An 18,921-nucleotide genomic window follows, 5' to 3' on the forward strand; every position below is an offset into this window, starting at 1 on the left:
GCTCGGTACGATCCGGTCATGCGCGCGCTCCCGGTATGGCGTCGCAGTCCATCTTCAGTCAGGAGAGACCGGTGTCAGACGTCCGTGTGATCATCCAACGCGATTCCGAGCGGGAAGAGCGCACGGTGACGACGGGCACCACGGCCGCCGACCTCTTCGCCGGCGAGCGCTCGGTCGTCGCCGCGCGGGTGGCCGGCGAGCTCAGGGACCTCACCTACGAGCTGCGGGACGGCGAGACCGTCGAGGGCGTCGAGATCACCTCCGAGGACGGCCTGAACATCCTGCGCCACTCCACCGCGCACGTCATGGCGCAGGCCGTGCAGGAGCTCTTCCCCGAGGCCAAGCTGGGCATCGGCCCGCCGGTCAAGGACGGCTTCTACTACGACTTCGACGTCGAGAAGCCGTTCACGCCCGAGGACCTCAAGGCCGTCGAGAAGAAGATGCAGGAGATCCAGAAGCGGGGCCAGAAGTTCGCCCGCCGCGTGGTCACCGACGAGGCCGCCCGTGAGGAACTCGCGAACGAGCCGTACAAACTGGAGCTGATCGGCCTCAAGGGGTCCGCTTCGAGCGACGACGGCGCGGACGTCGAGGTCGGCGGCGGCGAGCTCACGATCTACGACAACCTCGACGCCAAGACCGGCGAGCTGTGCTGGAAGGACCTGTGCCGCGGTCCCCACCTGCCCTCGACCCGGCTGATCCCGGCGTTCAAGCTGATGCGCAACGCGGCCGCCTACTGGCGCGGCAGCGAGAAGAACCCGATGCTCCAGCGCATCTACGGCACCGCCTGGCCCTCCAAGGACGAGCTGAAGGCGTACCTGGACTTCCTCGCCGAGGCCGAGAAGCGCGACCACCGCAAGCTGGGCAGCGAACTCGACCTGTTCTCCGTCCCGGAGCAGATCGGCTCCGGCCTCGCGGTCTTCCACCCCAAGGGCGGCATCGTCCGCCGTGTGATGGAGGACTACTCGCGCCGCCGGCACGAGGAGGAGGGCTACGAGTTCGTCTACACCCCGCACGCGACGAAGGGGAAGCTCTTCGAGACCTCGGGCCACCTGGACTGGTACGCCGACGGCATGTACCCGCCCATGCAGCTCGACGAGGGCGTGGACTACTACCTCAAGCCCATGAACTGCCCGATGCACAACCTGATCTTCGACGCGCGCGGGCGTTCGTACCGTGAACTGCCGCTGCGCCTGTTCGAGTTCGGGACCGTGTACCGGTACGAGAAGTCCGGCGTCGTGCACGGCCTCACGCGTGCGCGTGGCTTCACCCAGGACGACGCGCACATCTACTGCACCCGTGAGCAGATGTCGGCCGAGCTCGACAAGACGCTCACCTTCGTCCTCGGGCTGCTGCGCGACTACGGCCTGGAGGACTTCTACCTGGAGCTGTCCACCAAGGACCCGGAGAAGTTCGTCGGCTCCGACGAGGCCTGGGAGGAGGCGACCGAGACGCTGCGTCAGGTCGCCGAGAAGCAGGGGCTGCCGCTGGTCCCGGACCCGGGCGGCGCCGCGTTCTACGGCCCGAAGATCTCCGTCCAGGCGCGCGACGCCATCGGCCGGACCTGGCAGATGTCGACCATCCAGCTCGACTTCAACCTGCCGGAGCGCTTCAACCTGGAGTACACCGGCGCGGACGGCGCCAAGCAGCAGCCGGTCATGATCCACCGCGCGCTGTTCGGCTCCATCGAGCGGTTCTTCGCGGTGCTCCTGGAGCACTACGCGGGCGCGTTCCCGGCCTGGCTGGCGCCGGTGCAGGCGATCGGCATCCCGGTCGGCGACGCGCACGTGGAGTACCTGGAGAAGTTCGCCGCCGCGGCGAAGAAGAAGGGGCTGCGGGTCGACGTCGACTCCTCCTCGGACCGGATGCAGAAGAAGATCCGCACCGCGCAGAAGCAGAAGGTGCCGTTCATGGTGATCGTCGGCGACGACGACATGAACGCGGGCACGGTGTCCTTCCGCTACCGTGACGGCTCGCAGGAGAACGGCATCGCGTTCGACGAGGCCATCGCCAAGATCGCGAAGGTCGTCGAGGAGCGGACGCAGGTCTGATCCCGCCCCACGTCGGCGAAGGCCCCCGGGAGCTCAGCCCCCCGGGGGCTTTTGCGCGTCGCTCTCGCGTGTGAAGGTCTGCATCACCCAGGACGAGAACGACCCTGTGACCGCGCCCAGGAGAGCCAGTCCGCCGGCCATCATCCCCGTCGCGATGGTCCGCCCGAGCGTGGTCACCGGGGTGATGTCGCCGTAGCCGACCGTGCTCAGAGTCGCCGCGGCCCACCACACGGCGTCCCCGAAGGTCCGCATGGTCGCCCCGGGCGCCCCGCGTTCCTGCTGGTAGACCGCCAGCGCCCCGGCGAAGCCGAGCAGCACGGTGGACAGGCCGGCGTAGGAGATCACACGCGCGTACAGCGACAGCCGGGGCTGTCCGCGCCGGCGCTGGATCACGTCGTACAGCGGGACGATCCGCACCGGGCGCAGCAGCGGCAGGATGACCACGACCGTGTGCAGCAGATGCGTGGTGACGAAGCGCGGACCCTGCCCGCTGAGCCGCCAGCGCACGGCGTAGTCCGCAGCGAACACGACGTACAGCGCGATGAGGGTGAAGCCGCACAGGTCCCGCCACCCAGGGAGGCCCACGGCGAGGACGCGGGTGGCGTAGGCCGCGAGGAAGAGCAGCGAGGCCAGGAAGAGGGGGATCTCGGTGCGCTGCTCCCAGCGGGCCGCGCGGTTGTCGTCGTCCACCGGGTCAGCTTGGCCGGTGACCGGGCTCCCGCCGCCCCGGCGACACGCCGCGATCGGGCGAAGCCATATGCTGCCTTGCATGACGAGTGAGCCGGAGCAGCAGATCGGAGTGGGGACGCGGGACGCGTTCCAGCGCCTGTGGACGCCCCACCGGATGGCGTACATCCAGGGTGAGAACAAGCCGAGCGGTCCGGGGGCGGACGACGGCTGTCCCTTCTGCTCGATTCCGGCGAAGTCCGACGAGGACGGGCTGGTCGTGCGGCGCGGCGAGCATGTGTACGCGGTGCTGAACCTGTACCCGTACAACGGCGGTCACCTGATGACGGTGCCCTATCGCCATGTCGCCGACTACACCGATCTGACCGCTTTGGAGACGGCGGAGCTGGGCGAGCTGACGAAGCAGGCGATGACGGCGCTGCGCACCGCGTCGGGTGCGCAGGGCTTCAACATCGGCATGAACCAGGGCGCGGTGGCGGGCGCGGGCATCGCGGCCCATCTGCACCAGCACATCGTGCCGAGGTGGGGCGGGGACACGAACTTCATGCCGGTGGTCGGGCACACGCGTGTGCTGCCGCAGTTGCTGGCGGACACCCGCAAGATGCTCGCGGAGGCGTGGCCGACGGCGTGACGCTCCGCGCCGCGCCGTCGCGGGTTCACGCGTCGTAGGTGTCGGCCTTCCGGGGGGAGACGTCCTGGACGGCGCCGCTCAGCACCGAGGAGCGGGAGCTGAACTTCTCGATGTCGACGTCGTGTTCCTTGAGGACCTTGAGCGCTGCCGTGTGCACCACCCGCAGCACCGGGGCGGCGGCGCGCAGGGCGTCGTCGGCCATGAAGCGGTGCCGCCAGGGCTGGTCGGCCCAGGCGTGCCGCAGGCCGAAGGGTTCGGGCAGGCCGATGGAGCCGCCGAGCCACTTGAGCAGCGGCGGGTACCAGCTGATGGTGGCGCGCGCGGCGAGGCGTACGACTTCGTCGGGGGTGACGAGCGGCAGGGTGACCGTGCGGGTCTCCCAGAAGCGGACGGTCTTGGCGACTTCCTTGCTGGGGGCCTCGGGCTTGGTGGTGAACAGGCCGTTGACGGGGCCGAGGGCGTGGCCGGTGACCTCGATGCGCAGCGTCTCGTGGAGCACGGTCACGGTGATCAGCATGGTGATGATCAACTGGCCGTCCCACAGGGGCCATTGGACGCCGAGGTAGTGGCGGTCGCCGCCGCCGAACTGCTGCTGGTCGCAGATCTTCTCGATGGCTTTGGGCTTGACCTGGTAGGCCTCGACGTCCGTGCCGTCGGGCCGGGCCACCGCGGTGGCCTTCTCGCCGACGGGGGTGACGATCCAGTGCCGGACCGAGGGCGGGGGGAAGCCGCCGGTCTTCAGGCTCTGCCGGTTGAGCACGGTGAGTTGGTCGTGGATGGCCCTGATGACGGTCCAGCTGCGGAACTCGTGGATGCCCTTGTTGGGGTCGGTGGGGACGAGTTCCTCCGCGAGGTGCCAGGCGCCCCAGCGGGTTCCCATGCCGAGTATGCCCTTGGGGCCCGCGTAGAAGACGGAGTTGGACTGCTGTTCGGCGCTGAGCCGGGCCAGGGACTGGCGCAATTGTTCGGCGGCGGTGTGGTTGGGGCTGGTGGGCACGGCTTCGGGGACCTTGGCGCCGATGCTGCTGCCGGCGAGGAGGCCGGCCCAGCGGTCGCGCAGGTCCACGGCGGTGCGTTCGCAGATGCGCTTGGCCAGGAACCAGCCGACGACGGGTGCGACGACGGCCCCGCGCGCGTACCAGCCCCAGAAGCCGGTGAACGGCATCCGGAGCAGGAAGATCACGGCGAGTGCGCCGACGGCGACGAGCAGGCCGGTGGCGAGGCCGGAGACGCGTCGGCCGCCGGCCTTCTCCATGGTGGTGCGCAGTTGGAAGACCAGCAGCCAGACGAGCAGGCCGGGCAGGAAGAGCAGGCCGAACACGGCCATGATGCCGGTGAGTTGCTGGTCTCGGCGGCGGCGGATGCCGTTGGCGGCGAGGCAGTGCTCGACGACGACCTGCGGTTCGGCGCCGAAGGACTGGATGAGCGGTGCGCGGCCGACCCCGAGCATGCGGTCGATCACCGCCTGGGAGAAGGCCTCGCCGAGGTTGGGCCGGAAGATGCGGGCCCAGCTGCGGCCGGGGTTGACCTTCGACTGGTGCCATTCGTTGTCGGCGTTCTTGATGGCCGCCACGGGGTCGTCCCGGTAGGCCGCCGAGGCCAGGGCGAAGGTCGGCGTCTGCCCTCCGTCGCCCGTCTGCGGCACCTGTGGTCCGAAGATGTCCGCGTAGCTGCTGTCAACGGTCATTCCCGCCCCCATCGCCGCTGTTCCCGCTTCTGCGGCCTTCCCGACTTCCGTGCTCCGCACACCTGTTGATCAGGTCATCAGCGTATCCGCCGGTGTCGGCGGCCGTCGGCGGACGGCCGAAGCCGCCCGCCGAAGCGGAGGGGGAAGTTCCCTATGCGTCCTGCGTCTGCTGCCTCACCCGCTCGGCGACCTGGGCCGGCATCGGCTCGTGCCGGGCGTAGGAGCGGCGGAAGCGGGCCGTGCCGTGCGACAGGGAGCGCAGGTCGACCGCGTACCGGCCGATCTCGATCTCGGGCACCTCGGCCCGGACCAGGGTGCGGCCGCCGCTCGTCTGTTCGGTGCCGAGCACCCGGCCCCGCCGGCCGGACAGATCGCTCATCACCGGGCCCACGTACTCGTCGCCGACCAGCACGCTCACCTCGGCCACCGGCTCCAGCAGATGGATCTTCGCGTCGGCCGCGGCCTCCCGCAGCGCGAGCGCGCCGGCCGTCTGGAACGCGGCGTCGGAGGAGTCCACCGAGTGCGCCTTGCCGTCGAGGAGGGTCACCCGGACGTCGATGAGCGGATGCCCCGCGGCGACGCCCTTGGCGGCCTGCGCCCGTACGCCCTTCTCCACGGACGGGATGAACTGGCGCGGCACCGCCCCGCCGACGACCTTGTCGACGAACTCGATGCCCGAGCCGCCCGGCAGCGGTTCCACCTCGATCTCGCAGATGGCGTACTGCCCGTGCCCGCCGGACTGCTTGACGTGCCGGCCGCGCCCGGCGGACTTGCCGGCGAACGTCTCCCGCAGGGACACCTGGTGCGGGACCACGTCGACCTGCACGCCGTAGCGGCTGCGCAGGCGTTCCAGCGCGACGTCGGCATGGGCCTCGCCCAGGCACCACAGGACCACCTGGTGGGTGTCCTGGTTCTGTTCGAGCCGCATCGTCGGGTCCTCGGCCACCAGCCGGGACAGGCCCTGGGAGAGCTTGTCCTCGTCGGCCTTGCTGTGCGCCCTGATGGCCAGCGGCAGCAGCGGGTCGGGCATCTGCCAGGGCTCCATCAGCAGCGGGTCGTCCTTGGCCGAGAGCGTGTCGCCGGTCTCCGCGCGGCTCAGCTTCGCCACGCACGCGAGGTCGCCCGCGATGCAGTGGGTCAGCGCCCGCTGCTGTTTGCCGAAGGGCGCGGAGAGGGCGCCGACGCGTTCGTCGGATTCGTGCAGGGGGCGGCCCTCCTGGCCGTCGTCGGACAGGCCGTGCCCGCAGACGTGCACGGTCTCGTCGGGGCGCAGGGTGCCGGAGAAGACGCGGACGAGGGAGACTCGGCCGACGTAGGGGTCGGAGGAGGTCTTCACGACCTCCGCGACCAGCGGCCCGTCCGGGTCGCACGGGTTCAGCGCGCGCCGCTCGCCGCCGCGCGTGGTGACGAGGGGCGCCTCGCGCTCCAGGGGCGTAGGGAAGCCCCGGGTGACGAGCTCGAGGAGTTCGACCGTGCCGAGGCCCTGGCGGGCGCCGTCGGCGGCGGGGGCTGCGGCCAGCACCGGGAAGAAGGCCCCGCGCGCGACGGCCCGCTCCAGGTCCTCGATCAGCGTCTTGACGTCGATCTTCTCGCCGCCGAGGTAGCGGTCCATGAGGGTCTCGTCCTCGCTCTCGGCGATGATGCCCTCGATCAGCCGGTTGCGGGCCTCCTCGATCAGCGGGAGCTGGTCCTCGCCGGGCTCGGACTCCGCGCGCTCCCCGGTGGAGTAGTCGAACAGCTTCTGCGACAGCAGCCCGATCAGGCCGGTCACGGGCGCGTGCCCGTCCGGCGCCTGCGGTCCGTGCAGCGGCAGGTAGAGGGGGAGCACGGCGTCGGGGTCGTCGCCGCCGAAGGTCTCCGCGCAGATCCGCGTCATCTCCTCGAAGTCGGCGCGGGCCGCCTCCAGGTGCGTGACGACGATCGCGCGGGGCATGCCGACGGCCGCGCACTCCTCCCACACCATCCGCGTCGAGCCGTCCACGCCGTCCGAGGCGGAGACGACGAAGAGGGCCGCGTCCGCTGCCCGCAGACCGGCCCTGAGCTCCCCGACGAAGTCGGCGTAGCCGGGGGTGTCGAGAATGTTGACCTTGATGCCGTCCCAGGCGACCGGCACCAGGGAGAGCTGCACCGACCGTTGCTGGCGGTGCTCCATGTCGTCGTAGTCGGAGACGGTGCAGCCGTCCTCCACGCGGCCCGCCCGGTTCACTGCTCCCGCCGTCAGCGCGAGAGCCTCCACCAGAGTCGTCTTGCCGGATCCGCTGGGGCCGACCAGCACCACGTTCCGTACGGACGCGGGATGGTCGGCCGCCGTAGCCCTGCCGGCGGCTCCGGGGTGTTCCTTCGCCTTGTCGCCCATTTCTTGCCTCCCGTGCACGGTGAGGTCATCGGGGGCGCGGACACGGCGGCTCCGCGCGCGGTGGCGGCTCCGGCGACGCCCGCGGTCCTTCGAGCTTTCCACTCCCGTCACTGCGCGTCCATACGAACGACGCGACTCCGCCGTGCGGCCCCTCCGCAGGGGCGCGGCGGACGGTCGTGAGGCCCGGCGGGGAGCGGCGGCCGCCCGGGACACGGGGGCGGGTGCCCGGCGGTCGCGTACGCGCGTGCGTGGCTACGATGGGCCAGCCGGTGGCCATCAGGGCCGCTCGGCCACACCGACCGTCGGGAAGGCCATGCTGAACAAGTACGCGCGTGCATTCTTCACGCGTGTCCTCACACCGTTCGCCGCGTTTCTCATCCGCCGGGGCGTGAGCCCCGACGCGGTGACGCTGGTCGGCACCGCCGGCGTGATCGCGGGCGCGCTGGTCTTCTACCCCCGGGGCGAGTTCTTCTGGGGCACGATCGTGATCACGCTGTTCGTATTCTCCGACCTCGTCGACGGCAACATGGCCCGCCAGCTCGGCCGCTCCAGCCGCTGGGGCGCCTTCCTGGACTCCACCCTCGACCGGGTCGCCGACGGCGCGATCTTCGGTGGCTTCGCCCTCTGGTACGCGGGACTGGGCGACGACAACGCCCTGTGCGCGGTGTCGATCTTCTGTCTGGCCAGTGGCCAGGTGGTGTCGTACACCAAGGCGCGCGGCGAGTCGATCGGACTTCCGGTGGCCGTCAACGGGCTCGTCGAGCGGGCCGAGCGGCTGGTCGTCTCCCTGGTCGCTGCCGGTCTCGCCGGCCTGCACAAGTTCGGCGTCCCCGGCATCCAGTACCTGCTGCCCGTCGCCCTGTGGATCGTCGCCGTCGGCAGCCTGGTCACGCTGATCCAGCGGGTGGTCACGGTGCGCCGGGAGTCGGCGGAGGCGGAGGCCGCGGCTGCGGCCGCGGAGGCGAACCCGAACGCGGAAACGGAGACGGGGGCCGGGGAGAGCGGGACGGCGGGAGCCGGGGAGAGCGGGACACCGGCGGCCAGGCCGGAGACCGAGGGGCACGAGGCGGCCAAGTGAACGCCCGCGACCAGGTCGCCGACGCGCTGTACGGCCTCGGCTGGAGCACCGTGAAGCAGCTTCCCGAGCCGGTCGCGGCGCGCCTCGGCCGCACCGTCGCCGACCTCACCTGGAAGCAGCGCGGCAAGGGCGTGCGGCGGCTGGAGAGCAACTACGCGCGCGTGGTGCCCGACGCGACCCCCGAGCGCCTGACCGAGCTGTCGCGTGCCGGCATGCGCTCCTACCTGCGGTACTGGATGGAGTCCTTCCGTCTGCCGGCCTGGAGCCCCGAGCGCGTAGCGGCCGGCTTCGAGCCCAAGGATCTGCACCACCTCACCGACGGGCTCGCGACCGGCCGGGGCGTCGTCCTCGCCCTGCCGCACCTGGCCAACTGGGACCTGGCCGGCGCCTGGGTCACCACCAAGCTGCGGATCTCGTTCACCACCGTCGCCGAGCGGCTCAAGCCCGAGACGCTCTACGACCGCTTCGTCGCCTATCGCGAGGGCCTCGGCATGGAGGTGCTGCCGCACAGCGGCGGCGCAGCCTTCGGCACCCTGGCCCGGCGACTGCGCGACGGCGGCCTGGTCTGCCTGGTCGCCGACCGGGACCTGTCCGCGTCCGGCGTCGAGGTCGACTTCTTCGGCGACACGGCCCGCATGCCCGCGGGACCCGCGCTGCTCGCCCAGCAGACCGGCGCGCTCCTGCTCCCCGTCACGCTCTGGTACGACGACTCGCCCGTCATGAAGGGCCGCGTCCATCCCCCGATCGACGTACCCGGCTCGGGAACGCGGGCCGAGCGGACGTCCCTCATGACACAGTCGCTGGCCGACGCCTTCGCCTCGGGCATCGCCGACCACCCGGAGGACTGGCACATGCTGCAGCGGCTTTGGCTCGCGGATCTGCAACCGCGTCCGTCGGACGGAGAGCGGCCGTGAGGATCGGCATCGTCTGCCCGTACTCCTGGGACGTGCCGGGCGGAGTCCAGTTCCACGTCCGCGATCTCGCCGAGTACTTCATCCGGCTCGGGCACGACGTCTCCGTCCTCGCCCCCGCCGACGACGACACCCCGCTGCCGCCGTACGTCGTCTCGGCCGGACGCGCGGTCCCGGTGCCGTACAACGGCTCGGTGGCCCGGCTGAACTTCGGCTTCCTGAGCGCCGCACGCGTCCGCAGATGGCTGCACGACGGCGCCTTCGACGTGATCCACATCCATGAGCCGACCTCGCCGTCACTGGGCCTGCTCACCTGCTGGGCGGCGCAGGGACCCATTGTGGCGACCTTCCACACGTCCAACCCGCGCTCCCGAGCGATGATCGCCGCCTACTCGATCCTCCAGGCCGCCCTGGAGAAGATCAGCGCCCGTATCGCGGTCAGCGAGTACGCCCGCCGCACCCTCGTCGAACACCTCGGCGGGGACGCGGTCGTCATCCCCAACGGCGTCGACGTCGACTTCTTCGCCGAGGCCGAGCCCAGACCCGAGTGGCAGGGCGGCACCATCGGCTTCGTCGGCCGCATCGACGAACCCCGCAAGGGCCTGCCGGTGCTGATGCGCGCCCTGCCGAAGATCCTCGCCGAGCGGCCGGACACCCGGCTCCTGGTCGCCGGACGCGGCGACGAGAAAGAGGCGGTGGAGAGCCTGCCGAAGGACCTGCGCGCGCGTGTGGAGTTCCTCGGCATGGTCAGCGACGAGGACAAGGCCCGCTTCCTGCGCAGCGTCGACCTGTACGTCGCCCCCAACACCGGCGGCGAGAGCTTCGGCATCATCCTGGTCGAGGCCATGTCGGCCGGGGCCCCGGTCCTCGCCTCCGACCTCGACGCCTTCGCCCAGGTCCTGGACCAGGGGGCGGCGGGCGAACTGTTCGCCAACGAGGACGCCGACGCGCTGGCCGACGCCGCGGTGCGGCTCCTGGGCGACCCCGCGCGGCGCGCCGAACTGCGCGAGCGGGGCAGCGCCCACGTACGGCGCTTCGACTGGTCGACCGTCGGCGCGGACATCCTGTCGGTGTACGAGACGGTGACGGCGGGAGCGGCGGCGGTGGCGACGGACGACAAGGGCTCACCCGGGCTGATGGCCCGCTTCGGCCTGGCGAGGGACTGATCCTGTGATCACCACCGTCGTCTGGATCCTCGTCGTCCTCCTGGCCGTCGGCCTGTACCTGAGCTGGACCGCGGGACGCCTGGACCGGCTGCACGCGCGCATCGACGCCGCCCGCGCCGCACTGGACGCGCAACTGCTGCGCCGAGCGTCCGTGACCCAGGAGCTGGCCACCTCCGGGGTGCTCGATCCGGCCGCCTCGATGGTGCTCTACGAGGCCGCGCACGCCGCCCGGCAGGCCGAGGAGGAGCTGCGGGAGGTCGCCGAGAGCGAGCTGAGCCAGGCGCTGCGAGCCGTCTTCGCGGAGACGCAGCAGGTGGAGGTCGTGCGCGAGGCGCCCGGGGGAGAGGAGGCCGCCCGCGAGCTCACCGAGGCCGTCCGCAGGGTCCCCATGGCCCGCCGCTTCCACAACGACGCCGTCGGCGCGGCCCGCAGGCTGCGCGAGCACCGCAAGGTGCGCTGGTTCCGGCTGGCCGGGCACGCGCCCTTCCCGATGGCCTTCGAGATGGACGACGAGCCCCCGGCCGCCCTCGCCGACCGCGCCGCCTGACCCGACCGGGTCTGACCGGGCCGGGTCTGACCTCCCCGGGGGCCCCCGGGTCTGACCGGACCGGGCCGACCGGGTCTGACCGGACCGGGGGCCGACCGGGTCTGACCTGCCCAGGGCGGACCGGGCCTGACCGGACCCGGGGCCGACCGGGTTGCTTGACCGGACCGGGGCCGGGTCTGACATGCGCGGGGCGGACCGGGCCCACCGGGCCTGACCGGACCGAGGCCGGCCCGGCCTGGCTCGTCCCGCGCCGGCCCGGCCTGGCGGCGAAAAAAATCCACCGCCTTCCCATTGGCCCTTGCTGTGGACTGGTCGGCTGCCGTTTCCTCGGTGCTGCACCACACCCTCTTCCACCCCAGTGAGGTCAACCCGTGTCCAGCACCGAGAACCAGGCTCCCGAGACCGGCACCGCGCGCGTGAAGCGCGGCATGGCCGAGCAGCTCAAGGGCGGCGTGATCATGGACGTCGTCACGCCGGAGCAGGCCAAGATCGCGGAGGACGCGGGCGCCGTCGCCGTCATGGCGCTGGAGCGGGTCCCGGCCGACATCCGCAAGGACGGCGGCGTCGCCCGTATGTCCGACCCGGACATGATCGAGGGCATCATCGAGGCCGTCTCCATCCCGGTCATGGCCAAGTCGCGCATCGGCCACTTCGTGGAGGCCCAGGTCCTGCAGTCCCTCGGCGTCGACTACATCGACGAGTCCGAGGTCCTCACCCCGGCCGACGAGGTCAACCACTCCGACAAATTCGCGTTCACCACCCCGTTCGTGTGCGGCGCCACCAACCTGGGCGAGGCCCTGCGCCGTATCGCCGAGGGCGCCGCGATGATCCGCTCCAAGGGCGAGGCCGGCACCGGCAACGTCGTCGAGGCGGTCCGCCACCTGCGCCAGATCAAGAACGAGATCGCCCGCCTGCGCGGCTTCGACAACCACGAGCTGTACGCCGCCGCCAAGGAGCTGCGCGCCCCCTACGAGCTGGTCAAGGAGGTCGCCGAGCTGGGCAAGCTGCCCGTCGTGCTGTTCTCCGCGGGCGGTGTCGCCACCCCGGCCGACGCCGCGCTGATGCGCCAGCTCGGCGCCGAGGGCGTCTTCGTCGGCTCCGGCATCTTCAAGTCCGGCGACCCGGCCAAGCGCGCCGCCGCCATCGTGAAGGCGACCACCTTCTACGACGACCCGAAGATCATCGCGGACGCGTCCCGCAACCTCGGCGAGGCCATGGTCGGCATCAACTGCGACACCCTCCCCGAGACCGAGCGCTACGCCAACCGCGGCTGGTAGTCGCCCCATGTCCCACGAAGTCCCTGTCATCGGCGTCCTGGCCCTCCAGGGCGACGTACGGGAGCACCTCGTCGCCCTGGCCGCGGCCGACGCCGTGGCCAGGCCGGTGCGGCGCCCCGAGGAACTCGCCGAGGTGGACGGTCTCGTCCTGCCCGGCGGCGAGTCGACCACCATCTCCAAGCTGGCCGTCCTCTTCGGCGTGATGGAGCCCCTGCGCGCGCGTGTACGCGACGGCATGCCCGTCTACGGCACCTGCGCCGGCATGATCATGCTCGCCGACAAGATCCTCGACCCGCGCTCGGGCCAGGAGACCGTCGGCGGGATCGACATGATCGTGCGCCGCAACGCCTTCGGGCGGCAGAACGAGTCCTTCGAGGCCGCGCTCGACGTCAAGGGCGTCGCGGGCGATCCCGTCGAGGGCGTCTTCATCCGCGCCCCCTGGGTCGAGTCCGTCGGCGCCGGCGCCGAGGTGCTCGCCGAGCACGAGGGCCACATCGTCGCCGTGCGTCAGGGCAACGCGCTCGCCACGTCGTTCCACCCGGAGCTCACCGGCGACCACCGGGTGCACGCCCTCTTCGTCGACATGGTCCGCGCGAACCGAACGGCGGAGTCCTTGTAGGATTCCTGGCGTTCGTATCTGGATGGGTTACGCGAAGGAGACAGGCAGATGTCCGGCCACTCTAAATGGGCCACGACGAAGCACAAGAAGGCCGTGATCGACGCCAAGCGCGGCAAGCTCTTCGCGAAGCTCATCAAGAACATCGAGGTCGCGGCGCGCATGGGCGGTGTCGACCTGGAGGGCAACCCGACGCTCTACGACGCCGTCCAGAAGGCGAAGAAGCAGTCGGTCCCCAACAAGAACATCGACTCCGCGGTCAAGCGCGGCGGCGGTCTCGAGGCCGGCGGCGCCGACTACGAGACGATCATGTACGAGGGTTACGGCCCCAACGGCGTCGCCGTGCTCATCGAGTGCCTCACCGACAACCGCAACCGCGCCGCCTCCGAGGTCCGCGTCGCCATGACCCGCAACGGCGGCTCCATGGCCGACCCGGGCTCCGTGTCGTACCTGTTCAACCGCAAGGGCGTCATCATCGTCCCCAAGGGCGAGCTGAGCGAGGACGACGTGCTGGGCGCGGTCCTCGACGCGGGCGCCGAGGAGGTCAACGACCTCGGTGAGTCGTTCGAGGTCCTCAGCGAGGCCACCGACCTGGTCGCGGTCCGCACCGCCCTCCAGGAGGCCGGCATCGACTACGACTCCGCCGAGGCCAACTTCGTCCCGACCATGCAGGTCGAGCTGGACGAGGAGGGCGCCAAGAAGATCTTCAAGCTGATCGACGCGCTCGAGGACAGCGACGACGTCCAGAACGTCTTCGCCAACTTCGACGTCAGCGACGAGGTCATGGAGAAGGTCGACGCCTGAGGCAGGCGCACCGCAGGCGACGCGGCGCACGCGCGACTCTCGACGGGCCGACGGGACACCCCCGTCGGCCCGTCGCTCTGTCAGTGGGACCCGATAGCCTGCACGAACAGGCCGAGGACGGCCAGGGATGGGAGGGCGTCGGTGCGCGTACTGGGGGTGGACCCGGGACTGACCCGGTGCGGTGTCGGCGTGGTCGAGGGAGTGGCGGGGCGCCCGCTCACCATGCTCGGCGTGGGCGTCGTCCGCACGCCCGCCGACGCCGAACTGGGCCACCGCCTCGTCGCCGTCGAGCGGGGCATCGAGGAGTGGATCGACGAACACCGGCCCGAATACGTCGCGGTGGAGCGGGTGTTCAGCCAGCACAACGTGCGGACCGTCATGGGCACCGCCCAGGCCAGCGCCGTCGCCATGCTCTGCGCCGCCCGCCGCGGCATCCCCGTCGCCCTGCACACGCCCAGCGAGGTCAAGGCCGCCGTCACCGGCAGCGGGCGCGCCGACAAGGCCCAGGTCGGCGCGATGGTCACGCGCCTGCTGCGGCTGAGCGCACCGCCCAAGCCCGCCGACGCGGCCGACGCGCTCGCCCTCGCCATCTGCCACATCTGGCGCGCCCCCGCCCAGAACCGACTCCAGCAGGCCGTCGCCCTGCACGAAGCCACAGCATCGAAAGGCCGTACGGCATGATCGCCTTCGTCAGCGGACCGGTCGCCGCCCTCGCCCCCGACTCCGCGGTCGTCGAGGTCGGCGGCATCGGCATCGCCGTCCAGTGCACGCCGAACACCCTGTCCACGCTGCGCCAGGGCCAGCCGGCGAAACTCGCCACCTCCCTGGTCGTCCGCGAGGACTCCCTCACTCTGTACGGCTTCGTGGACGATGACGAGCGTCAGGTGTTCGAGCTGCTCCAGACCGCCAGCGGCGTCGGCCCCCGGCTCGCCCAGGCCATGCTCGCCGTGCACAGCCCCGACGCCCTGCGCACCGCCGTCGCCACCGGAGACGAGAAGGCGCTCGTCGCCGTCCCCGGCATCGGCAAGAAGGGCGCCCAGAAGCTGCTGCTCGAACTGAAGGACCGTCTCGGCGAGCCCGTCGGCGCGCCCGCGATCGGCGCCCCGGTCACCCAGAGCTGGCGCGACCAGCTGCACGCCGCCCTCATCGGCCTCGGGTACGCCACCCGGGAGGCCGACGAGGCGGTTGCCGCGGTCGCCCCCGAGGCCGAGGCCGCCGAGGGCACGCCACAGGTGGGCCGGCTGCTCAAGGCGGCCCTGCAGAGCCTCAACCGCGCCCGCTGAGCGGACCGCCGTCCGTCCGAGCACGACGCACACCCGACCCGGCAACCTCCACCCCGCCGACTTCCGAGACCTCCGAGGCACACTCCATGAACTGGGACGACACGACCGACACCTCCGCCTCCGAGCGGCTGGTGGGCTCTGTCGCCGACCGTGAGGACCAGGCCGTCGAGGCCGCGCTGCGCCCCAAGGACCTGGGCGAGTTCATCGGCCAGGAGAAGGTCCGCGAACAGCTCGACCTCGTCCTGCGCGCCGCACGCGCGCGTGGCGCGACCGCCGACCACGTCCTGCTCTCCGGCGCCCCCGGCCTCGGCAAGACCACCCTCTCCATGATCATCGCCGCCGAGATGGGCGCCCCCATCCGCATCACCAGCGGCCCCGCCATCCAGCACGCCGGCGACCTCGCCGCGATCCTCTCCTCCCTCCAGGAAGGAGAGGTCCTCTTCCTCGACGAGATCCACCGCATGTCCCGGCCCGCCGAGGAGATGCTCTACATGGCCATGGAGGACTTCCGCGTCGACGTCATCGTCGGCAAGGGCCCCGGCGCCACGGCCATCCCGCTGGAACTGCCCCCCTTCACCCTCGTCGGCGCCACCACACGCGCGGGCCTGCTCCCCCCGCCGCTGCGCGACCGCTTCGGCTTCACCGCCCACATGGAGTTCTACGAACCGGCCGAACTCCAGCGCGTCGTCCACCGCTCGGCGCACCTCCTCGACGTGGAGATCGACACCGACGGCGCCGCCGAGATCTCCGGCCGCTCCCGCGGCACGCCCCGCATCGCCAACCGCCTGCTGCGCCGCGTCCGCGACTACGCGCAGGTCAAGGCCGACGGCGTCATCACCCGTGAGATCGCCTCCGCGGCCCTCGCCGTCTACGAGGTCGACGCCCGCGGCCTCGACCGTCTCGACCGCGCGGTCCTTCAAGCCCTGCTCAAGCTGTTCGGCGGCGGCCCGGTCGGCCTGTCCACGCTCGCCGTCGCGGTGGGGGAGGAGCGCGAGACCGTCGAAGAGGTCGCCGAACCCTTCCTGGTCCGGGAGGGCCTGCTCGCCCGCACGCCGCGCGGCCGCGTCGCCACCCCCGCCGCCTGGGCCCACCTCGGCCTCACCCCGCCCCGCCCGGCCGGCACGGGAAACGGGCAGCAGGACCTGTTCGGGGGATGAGGGCGCGCGCGGCGAGACCTGTTCGGGCGGCGGTGACGCGCGCGGGCGCCGGTGATCGGCCAGGCCATTGGCCGGGTCAGGAACCCAGGTGCCATGCTGAGCGTTGTTCCTTGCGCGCGGACTCGCTTAGACTCCGCCGATGCCGCCCTTGACGGCAGCGCACATTCCCCCAACCATCAGGCCGCTCAGCACCGCGGTCGTGTGAAGGAAGAACCGACCCGTGAGTTTCATGACCCTCTTCCTGCCCCTCGTGCTCATCGGGGCCATGTTCCTGATGACCCGGTCGGCGAAGAAGAAGCAGCAGCAGGCCGTGGACATGCGCAACAACATGCAGCCCGGCAGCGGTGTCCGCACCATCGGGGGGATGTACGCGACGGTGAAGGAGGTCGACGAGGACACCGTCCTCCTCGACGCCGGCCCGGGGGTGGACCTGCTCTTCGCGAAGAACGCGATCGGCGCCGTCCTCACCGACGACGAGTACAACCGCATCGTCCACGGCATCGAGCACGACCTGAAGTCCGACTCCGACGTCGTCCCCGACGACGCCTCCTCCCTCTCCGACACCGACGGCTCCGCCGACGCTGCCGCCGCCTCCGACGACAAGCCCGTCGACTTCGGCAAGAAGGACGAGACGTCCGGGACCACGGAGCCGGTCGCCGACGCCGACGCCGTCGCGGAGCCGAAGCAGGCCGACGAAGAGCCGAAGAAGACCGACGGCGACTCCGACGCGAAGAAGTAGCCACGTCCCCGGGGCGCGCGGGCAGGACCCGCGCACCCCGGGTGCGCGCATCTCGCACATAGGGGATCCCGACACCATGTCATGGCCGCCGCCGCGCTGACCCGGCGCGAGACGGCCCGAGAGGGAGTACGAGAAGGTGGCAGCACCTAAGAAGGGCCGGAGCGCGAATGCCCAGAGCAAGCCGGGGCGCTCGCTGGCCCTCATCCTGATCGCCATCGTGGCGCTCACCGGGGGGATGTTCCTCTCCGGGCACACGAAGCCGAGGCTGGGCATCGACCTGGCCGGCGGAACCAGCATCACGCTGGCGGCGAAGGCCGACCAGGGGTCCGCGATCAACAAGGCCAACATGGACACCGCGGTCGAGATCATGAACCGTCGTGTCAACGGCCTGGGCGTCACCGAGGCGGAGGTGCAGACCCAGGGCGACAGCAACATCATCGTCAACATCCCCAAGGGCACCGACTCCGAGGAAGCCCGGGAGCAGGTCGGCACCACCGCCAAGCTGTACTTCCGCCCGGTCCTGGCCGCCGAGCCCACCGGCCCGGCCGCCGGCGGCTCGCCGAGCCCGTCCGCCAGCGGTTCGGCCGGCGCTTCGCCGAGCCCGTCCGCCAGCGGCTCCGCCGGCGCCTCCGGTGGCGAGAAGGCCTCCTCTCCCGCGTCGCCGTCGGCCTCGTCGGGCGGCTCGGCCTCCGCGAGCCCGCAGGGCCGCGCCCTCACCGACGGTCTGAAGGCCGACGCCACGCCGTCCGCCTCCGCCAAGGCGAGCACCGGCGCCTCCGCCAGCCCCTCGGCCCCCGCGAGCGCCGCCACCGGCGACGCGGCGGCGCAGGCGCAGTACGCGAAACTCGACTGCTCCAAGCCGGACGTCCGCTCCAAGGCCGGCGAGAACGCCGAGCCCGGCGCCGCCGCCGTCGGCTGCGGCGAGATCAAGGGCATCTGGTACAAGTACCTGCTCGGCCCGGCCGCCGTGGACGGCACCGAGGTCAAGAAGGCCCAGGCGGTGTACGACACCCAGACCGCCGCCGGCTGGCAGGTCACCATGGAGTTCAACTCCAAGGGCGCGAAGAAGTTCGCCGACATCACCGGCAAGCTGGCGCAGAACCAGGACCCGCAGAACCAGTTCGGCATCGTCCTGGACGGCGAGGTCGTCTCCAGCCCCTTCGTCAACTCCGCCATCACCGGCGGCCAAGCCCAGATCTCCGGCAGCTTCAGCCAGGAAGAGGCCCAGAGCCTCGCCAACATGCTGTCCTACGGCGCCCTCCCGCTCTCCTTCCAGGAGCAGAGCGTCACGACGGTGACCGCGGCGCTCGGCGGCGACCAGCTGCACGCCGGTCTCCTCGCCGGCGCCATCGGCCTCGCCCTCGTCGTGCTCTACCTGGTGGTCTACTACCGCGGGCTGTCCACCATCGCGATCGCCTCGCTGCTGGTCTCCGCGGCCCTGACCTACGTCCTGATGTCGCTGCTCGGCCCGGCGATCGGCTTCGCGCTGAACCTGCCGGCCGTCTGCGGCGCCATCGTCGCCATCGGCATCACCGCCGACTCGTTCATCGTCTACTTCGAACGGATCCGGGACGAGATCCGCGAGGGCCGCTCCCTACGCCCCGCGGTCGAGCGGGCCTGGCCGCGCGCCCGGCGGACCATCCTGGTCTCCGACTTCGTGTCGTTCCTCGCCGCCGCCGTGCTGTTCGTCGTCACCGTCGGCAAGGTCCAGGGCTTCGCGTTCACGCTGGGTCTGACCACCGTGCTCGACGTCGTCGTGGTCTTCTTCTTCACCAAGCCGCTCATGACGCTGGCGGCGCGCCGCAAGTTCTTCTCGGGCGGTCACAAGTGGTCCGGCCTCGACCCGAAGAGCCTGGGTGCCCAGCCGCCGCTGCGCCGCACCCGCCGTCCCGCCGGTCCCGCAGCCGGCCCCGTCGAGACGAAGGAGGCCTGAG

17 protein-coding genes are annotated in these 18,921 nt (G+C 71.4%); 14 read left to right on the top strand and 3 right to left on the bottom strand.

Going from position 1 to position 18,921, the window contains the following annotated elements:
• Positions 1–71: 71 nt before the first annotated feature.
• Entirely contained in the window at positions 72–2,048 is a 1,977-nt protein-coding gene (gene thrS, locus ACIRS4_RS12255; RefSeq protein WP_404193739.1) for a threonine--tRNA ligase, read from the top strand.
• Between the two features lie 33 nt (positions 2,049–2,081).
• On the opposite strand, the gene ACIRS4_RS12260 is transcribed toward thrS, so the two are convergent.
• On the bottom strand, positions 2,082–2,738 hold the full coding sequence (locus ACIRS4_RS12260; RefSeq protein ID WP_404193742.1) for a potassium channel family protein: 657 nt from the start codon (positions 2,736–2,738) through the stop codon (positions 2,082–2,084).
• Positions 2,739–2,805: 67 nt separating this feature from the next.
• Between ACIRS4_RS12260 and ACIRS4_RS12265 the strand changes: the two genes are divergently transcribed.
• The gene (locus ACIRS4_RS12265) at positions 2,806–3,366 is read left to right on the top strand and encodes an HIT family protein (protein ID WP_404193745.1); all 561 of its coding nucleotides are present in this window, start codon (positions 2,806–2,808) and stop codon (positions 3,364–3,366) included.
• 25 nt (positions 3,367–3,391) lie between these two features.
• On the opposite strand, the gene ACIRS4_RS12270 is transcribed toward ACIRS4_RS12265, so the two are convergent.
• The gene (locus ACIRS4_RS12270; RefSeq protein WP_404193748.1) at positions 3,392–5,053 is read right to left on the bottom strand and encodes a hypothetical protein; all 1,662 of its coding nucleotides are present in this window, start codon (positions 5,051–5,053) and stop codon (positions 3,392–3,394) included.
• 151 nt (positions 5,054–5,204) lie between these two features.
• On the bottom strand, positions 5,205–7,409 hold the full coding sequence (locus ACIRS4_RS12275) for an elongation factor G-like protein EF-G2 (protein WP_404193750.1): 2,205 nt from the start codon (positions 7,407–7,409) through the stop codon (positions 5,205–5,207).
• A gap of 313 nt (positions 7,410–7,722) precedes the next feature.
• Here ACIRS4_RS12275 and pgsA point away from each other — a divergent pair, with 313 nt between their 5' ends.
• The 12 genes from pgsA (at position 7,723) to secD (ending at position 18,920) form a co-directional block, all read left to right on the top strand.
• Positions 7,723–8,487: a phosphatidylinositol phosphate synthase gene (gene pgsA / locus ACIRS4_RS12280; RefSeq protein WP_404193753.1), complete on the top strand. Its 765-nt coding sequence runs from the start codon at positions 7,723–7,725 to the stop codon at positions 8,485–8,487.
• The gene (locus tag ACIRS4_RS12285; RefSeq protein WP_404193756.1) at positions 8,484–9,401 is read left to right on the top strand and encodes a phosphatidylinositol mannoside acyltransferase; all 918 of its coding nucleotides are present in this window, start codon (positions 8,484–8,486) and stop codon (positions 9,399–9,401) included. The genes pgsA and ACIRS4_RS12285 overlap by 4 nt, the downstream gene beginning before the upstream one ends.
• The gene (locus ACIRS4_RS12290) at positions 9,398–10,564 is read left to right on the top strand and encodes a glycosyltransferase family 4 protein (protein WP_404193759.1); all 1,167 of its coding nucleotides are present in this window, start codon (positions 9,398–9,400) and stop codon (positions 10,562–10,564) included. Before ACIRS4_RS12285 ends, ACIRS4_RS12290 begins: the two co-directional genes overlap by 4 nt.
• Before the next feature lie 4 nt (positions 10,565–10,568).
• Complete coding sequence (locus tag ACIRS4_RS12295; RefSeq protein ID WP_404193762.1) at positions 10,569–11,111, top strand: hypothetical protein; 543 nt, start codon at positions 10,569–10,571, stop codon at positions 11,109–11,111.
• Between the two features lie 371 nt (positions 11,112–11,482).
• Positions 11,483–12,388, top strand: a complete 906-nt coding sequence (pdxS, locus tag ACIRS4_RS12300; RefSeq protein WP_351097265.1) for a pyridoxal 5'-phosphate synthase lyase subunit PdxS — start codon at positions 11,483–11,485, stop codon at positions 12,386–12,388.
• Positions 12,389–12,395: 7 nt separating this feature from the next.
• Entirely contained in the window at positions 12,396–13,007 is a 612-nt protein-coding gene (gene pdxT, locus ACIRS4_RS12305) for a pyridoxal 5'-phosphate synthase glutaminase subunit PdxT (protein ID WP_404193764.1), read from the top strand.
• Positions 13,008–13,055: 48 nt separating this feature from the next.
• Positions 13,056–13,808 carry a YebC/PmpR family DNA-binding transcriptional regulator gene (locus ACIRS4_RS12310; protein ID WP_404193767.1) on the top strand — a complete coding sequence of 251 codons (753 nt, stop codon included), beginning with the start codon at positions 13,056–13,058 and terminating at the stop codon, positions 13,806–13,808.
• 141 nt (positions 13,809–13,949) lie between these two features.
• Positions 13,950–14,489 (top strand): crossover junction endodeoxyribonuclease RuvC, encoded by a 540-nt coding sequence (ruvC, locus tag ACIRS4_RS12315; protein WP_404193770.1) that lies wholly within the window; start codon positions 13,950–13,952, stop codon positions 14,487–14,489.
• Positions 14,486–15,091 (top strand): Holliday junction branch migration protein RuvA, encoded by a 606-nt coding sequence (gene ruvA / locus ACIRS4_RS12320; RefSeq protein WP_404193773.1) that lies wholly within the window; start codon positions 14,486–14,488, stop codon positions 15,089–15,091. The genes ruvC and ruvA overlap by 4 nt, the downstream gene beginning before the upstream one ends.
• 86 nt (positions 15,092–15,177) lie before the next feature.
• On the top strand, positions 15,178–16,248 hold the full coding sequence (gene ruvB, locus ACIRS4_RS12325) for a Holliday junction branch migration DNA helicase RuvB (protein WP_404193776.1): 1,071 nt from the start codon (positions 15,178–15,180) through the stop codon (positions 16,246–16,248).
• A gap of 220 nt (positions 16,249–16,468) precedes the next feature.
• Entirely contained in the window at positions 16,469–16,987 is a 519-nt protein-coding gene (gene yajC, locus ACIRS4_RS12330) for a preprotein translocase subunit YajC (protein WP_404193779.1), read from the top strand.
• A 136-nt stretch (positions 16,988–17,123) separates the two neighbouring features.
• Positions 17,124–18,920 (top strand): protein translocase subunit SecD, encoded by a 1,797-nt coding sequence (gene secD / locus ACIRS4_RS12335; RefSeq protein WP_404193781.1) that lies wholly within the window; start codon positions 17,124–17,126, stop codon positions 18,918–18,920.
• Position 18,921 lies beyond the last annotated feature (1 nt).

The sequence above is a fragment of the Streptomyces sp. NPDC101166 genome (assembly GCF_044768125.1).
Classification (GTDB): Bacteria; Actinomycetota; Actinomycetes; order Streptomycetales; family Streptomycetaceae; genus Streptomyces.

Excerpts from the sequence above, each read along its gene's own strand:
- ACIRS4_RS12265 (WP_404193745.1), top strand. The coding sequence starts at position 2,806 with ATGCTGCCTTGCATGACGAGTGAGCCGGAGCAGCAGATCGGAGTGGGG.
- ACIRS4_RS12270 (WP_404193748.1), bottom strand. The coding sequence starts at position 5,053 with ATGACCGTTGACAGCAGCTACGCGGACATCTTCGGACCACAGGTGCCG.
- ACIRS4_RS12275 (WP_404193750.1), bottom strand. The coding sequence starts at position 7,409 with ATGGGCGACAAGGCGAAGGAACACCCCGGAGCCGCCGGCAGGGCTACG.
- pgsA (WP_404193753.1), top strand. The coding sequence starts at position 7,723 with ATGCTGAACAAGTACGCGCGTGCATTCTTCACGCGTGTCCTCACACCG.
- pdxT (WP_404193764.1), top strand. The coding sequence starts at position 12,396 with ATGTCCCACGAAGTCCCTGTCATCGGCGTCCTGGCCCTCCAGGGCGAC.
- ACIRS4_RS12310 (WP_404193767.1), top strand. The coding sequence starts at position 13,056 with ATGTCCGGCCACTCTAAATGGGCCACGACGAAGCACAAGAAGGCCGTG.
- ruvA (WP_404193773.1), top strand. The coding sequence starts at position 14,486 with ATGATCGCCTTCGTCAGCGGACCGGTCGCCGCCCTCGCCCCCGACTCC.
- ruvB (WP_404193776.1), top strand. The coding sequence starts at position 15,178 with ATGAACTGGGACGACACGACCGACACCTCCGCCTCCGAGCGGCTGGTG.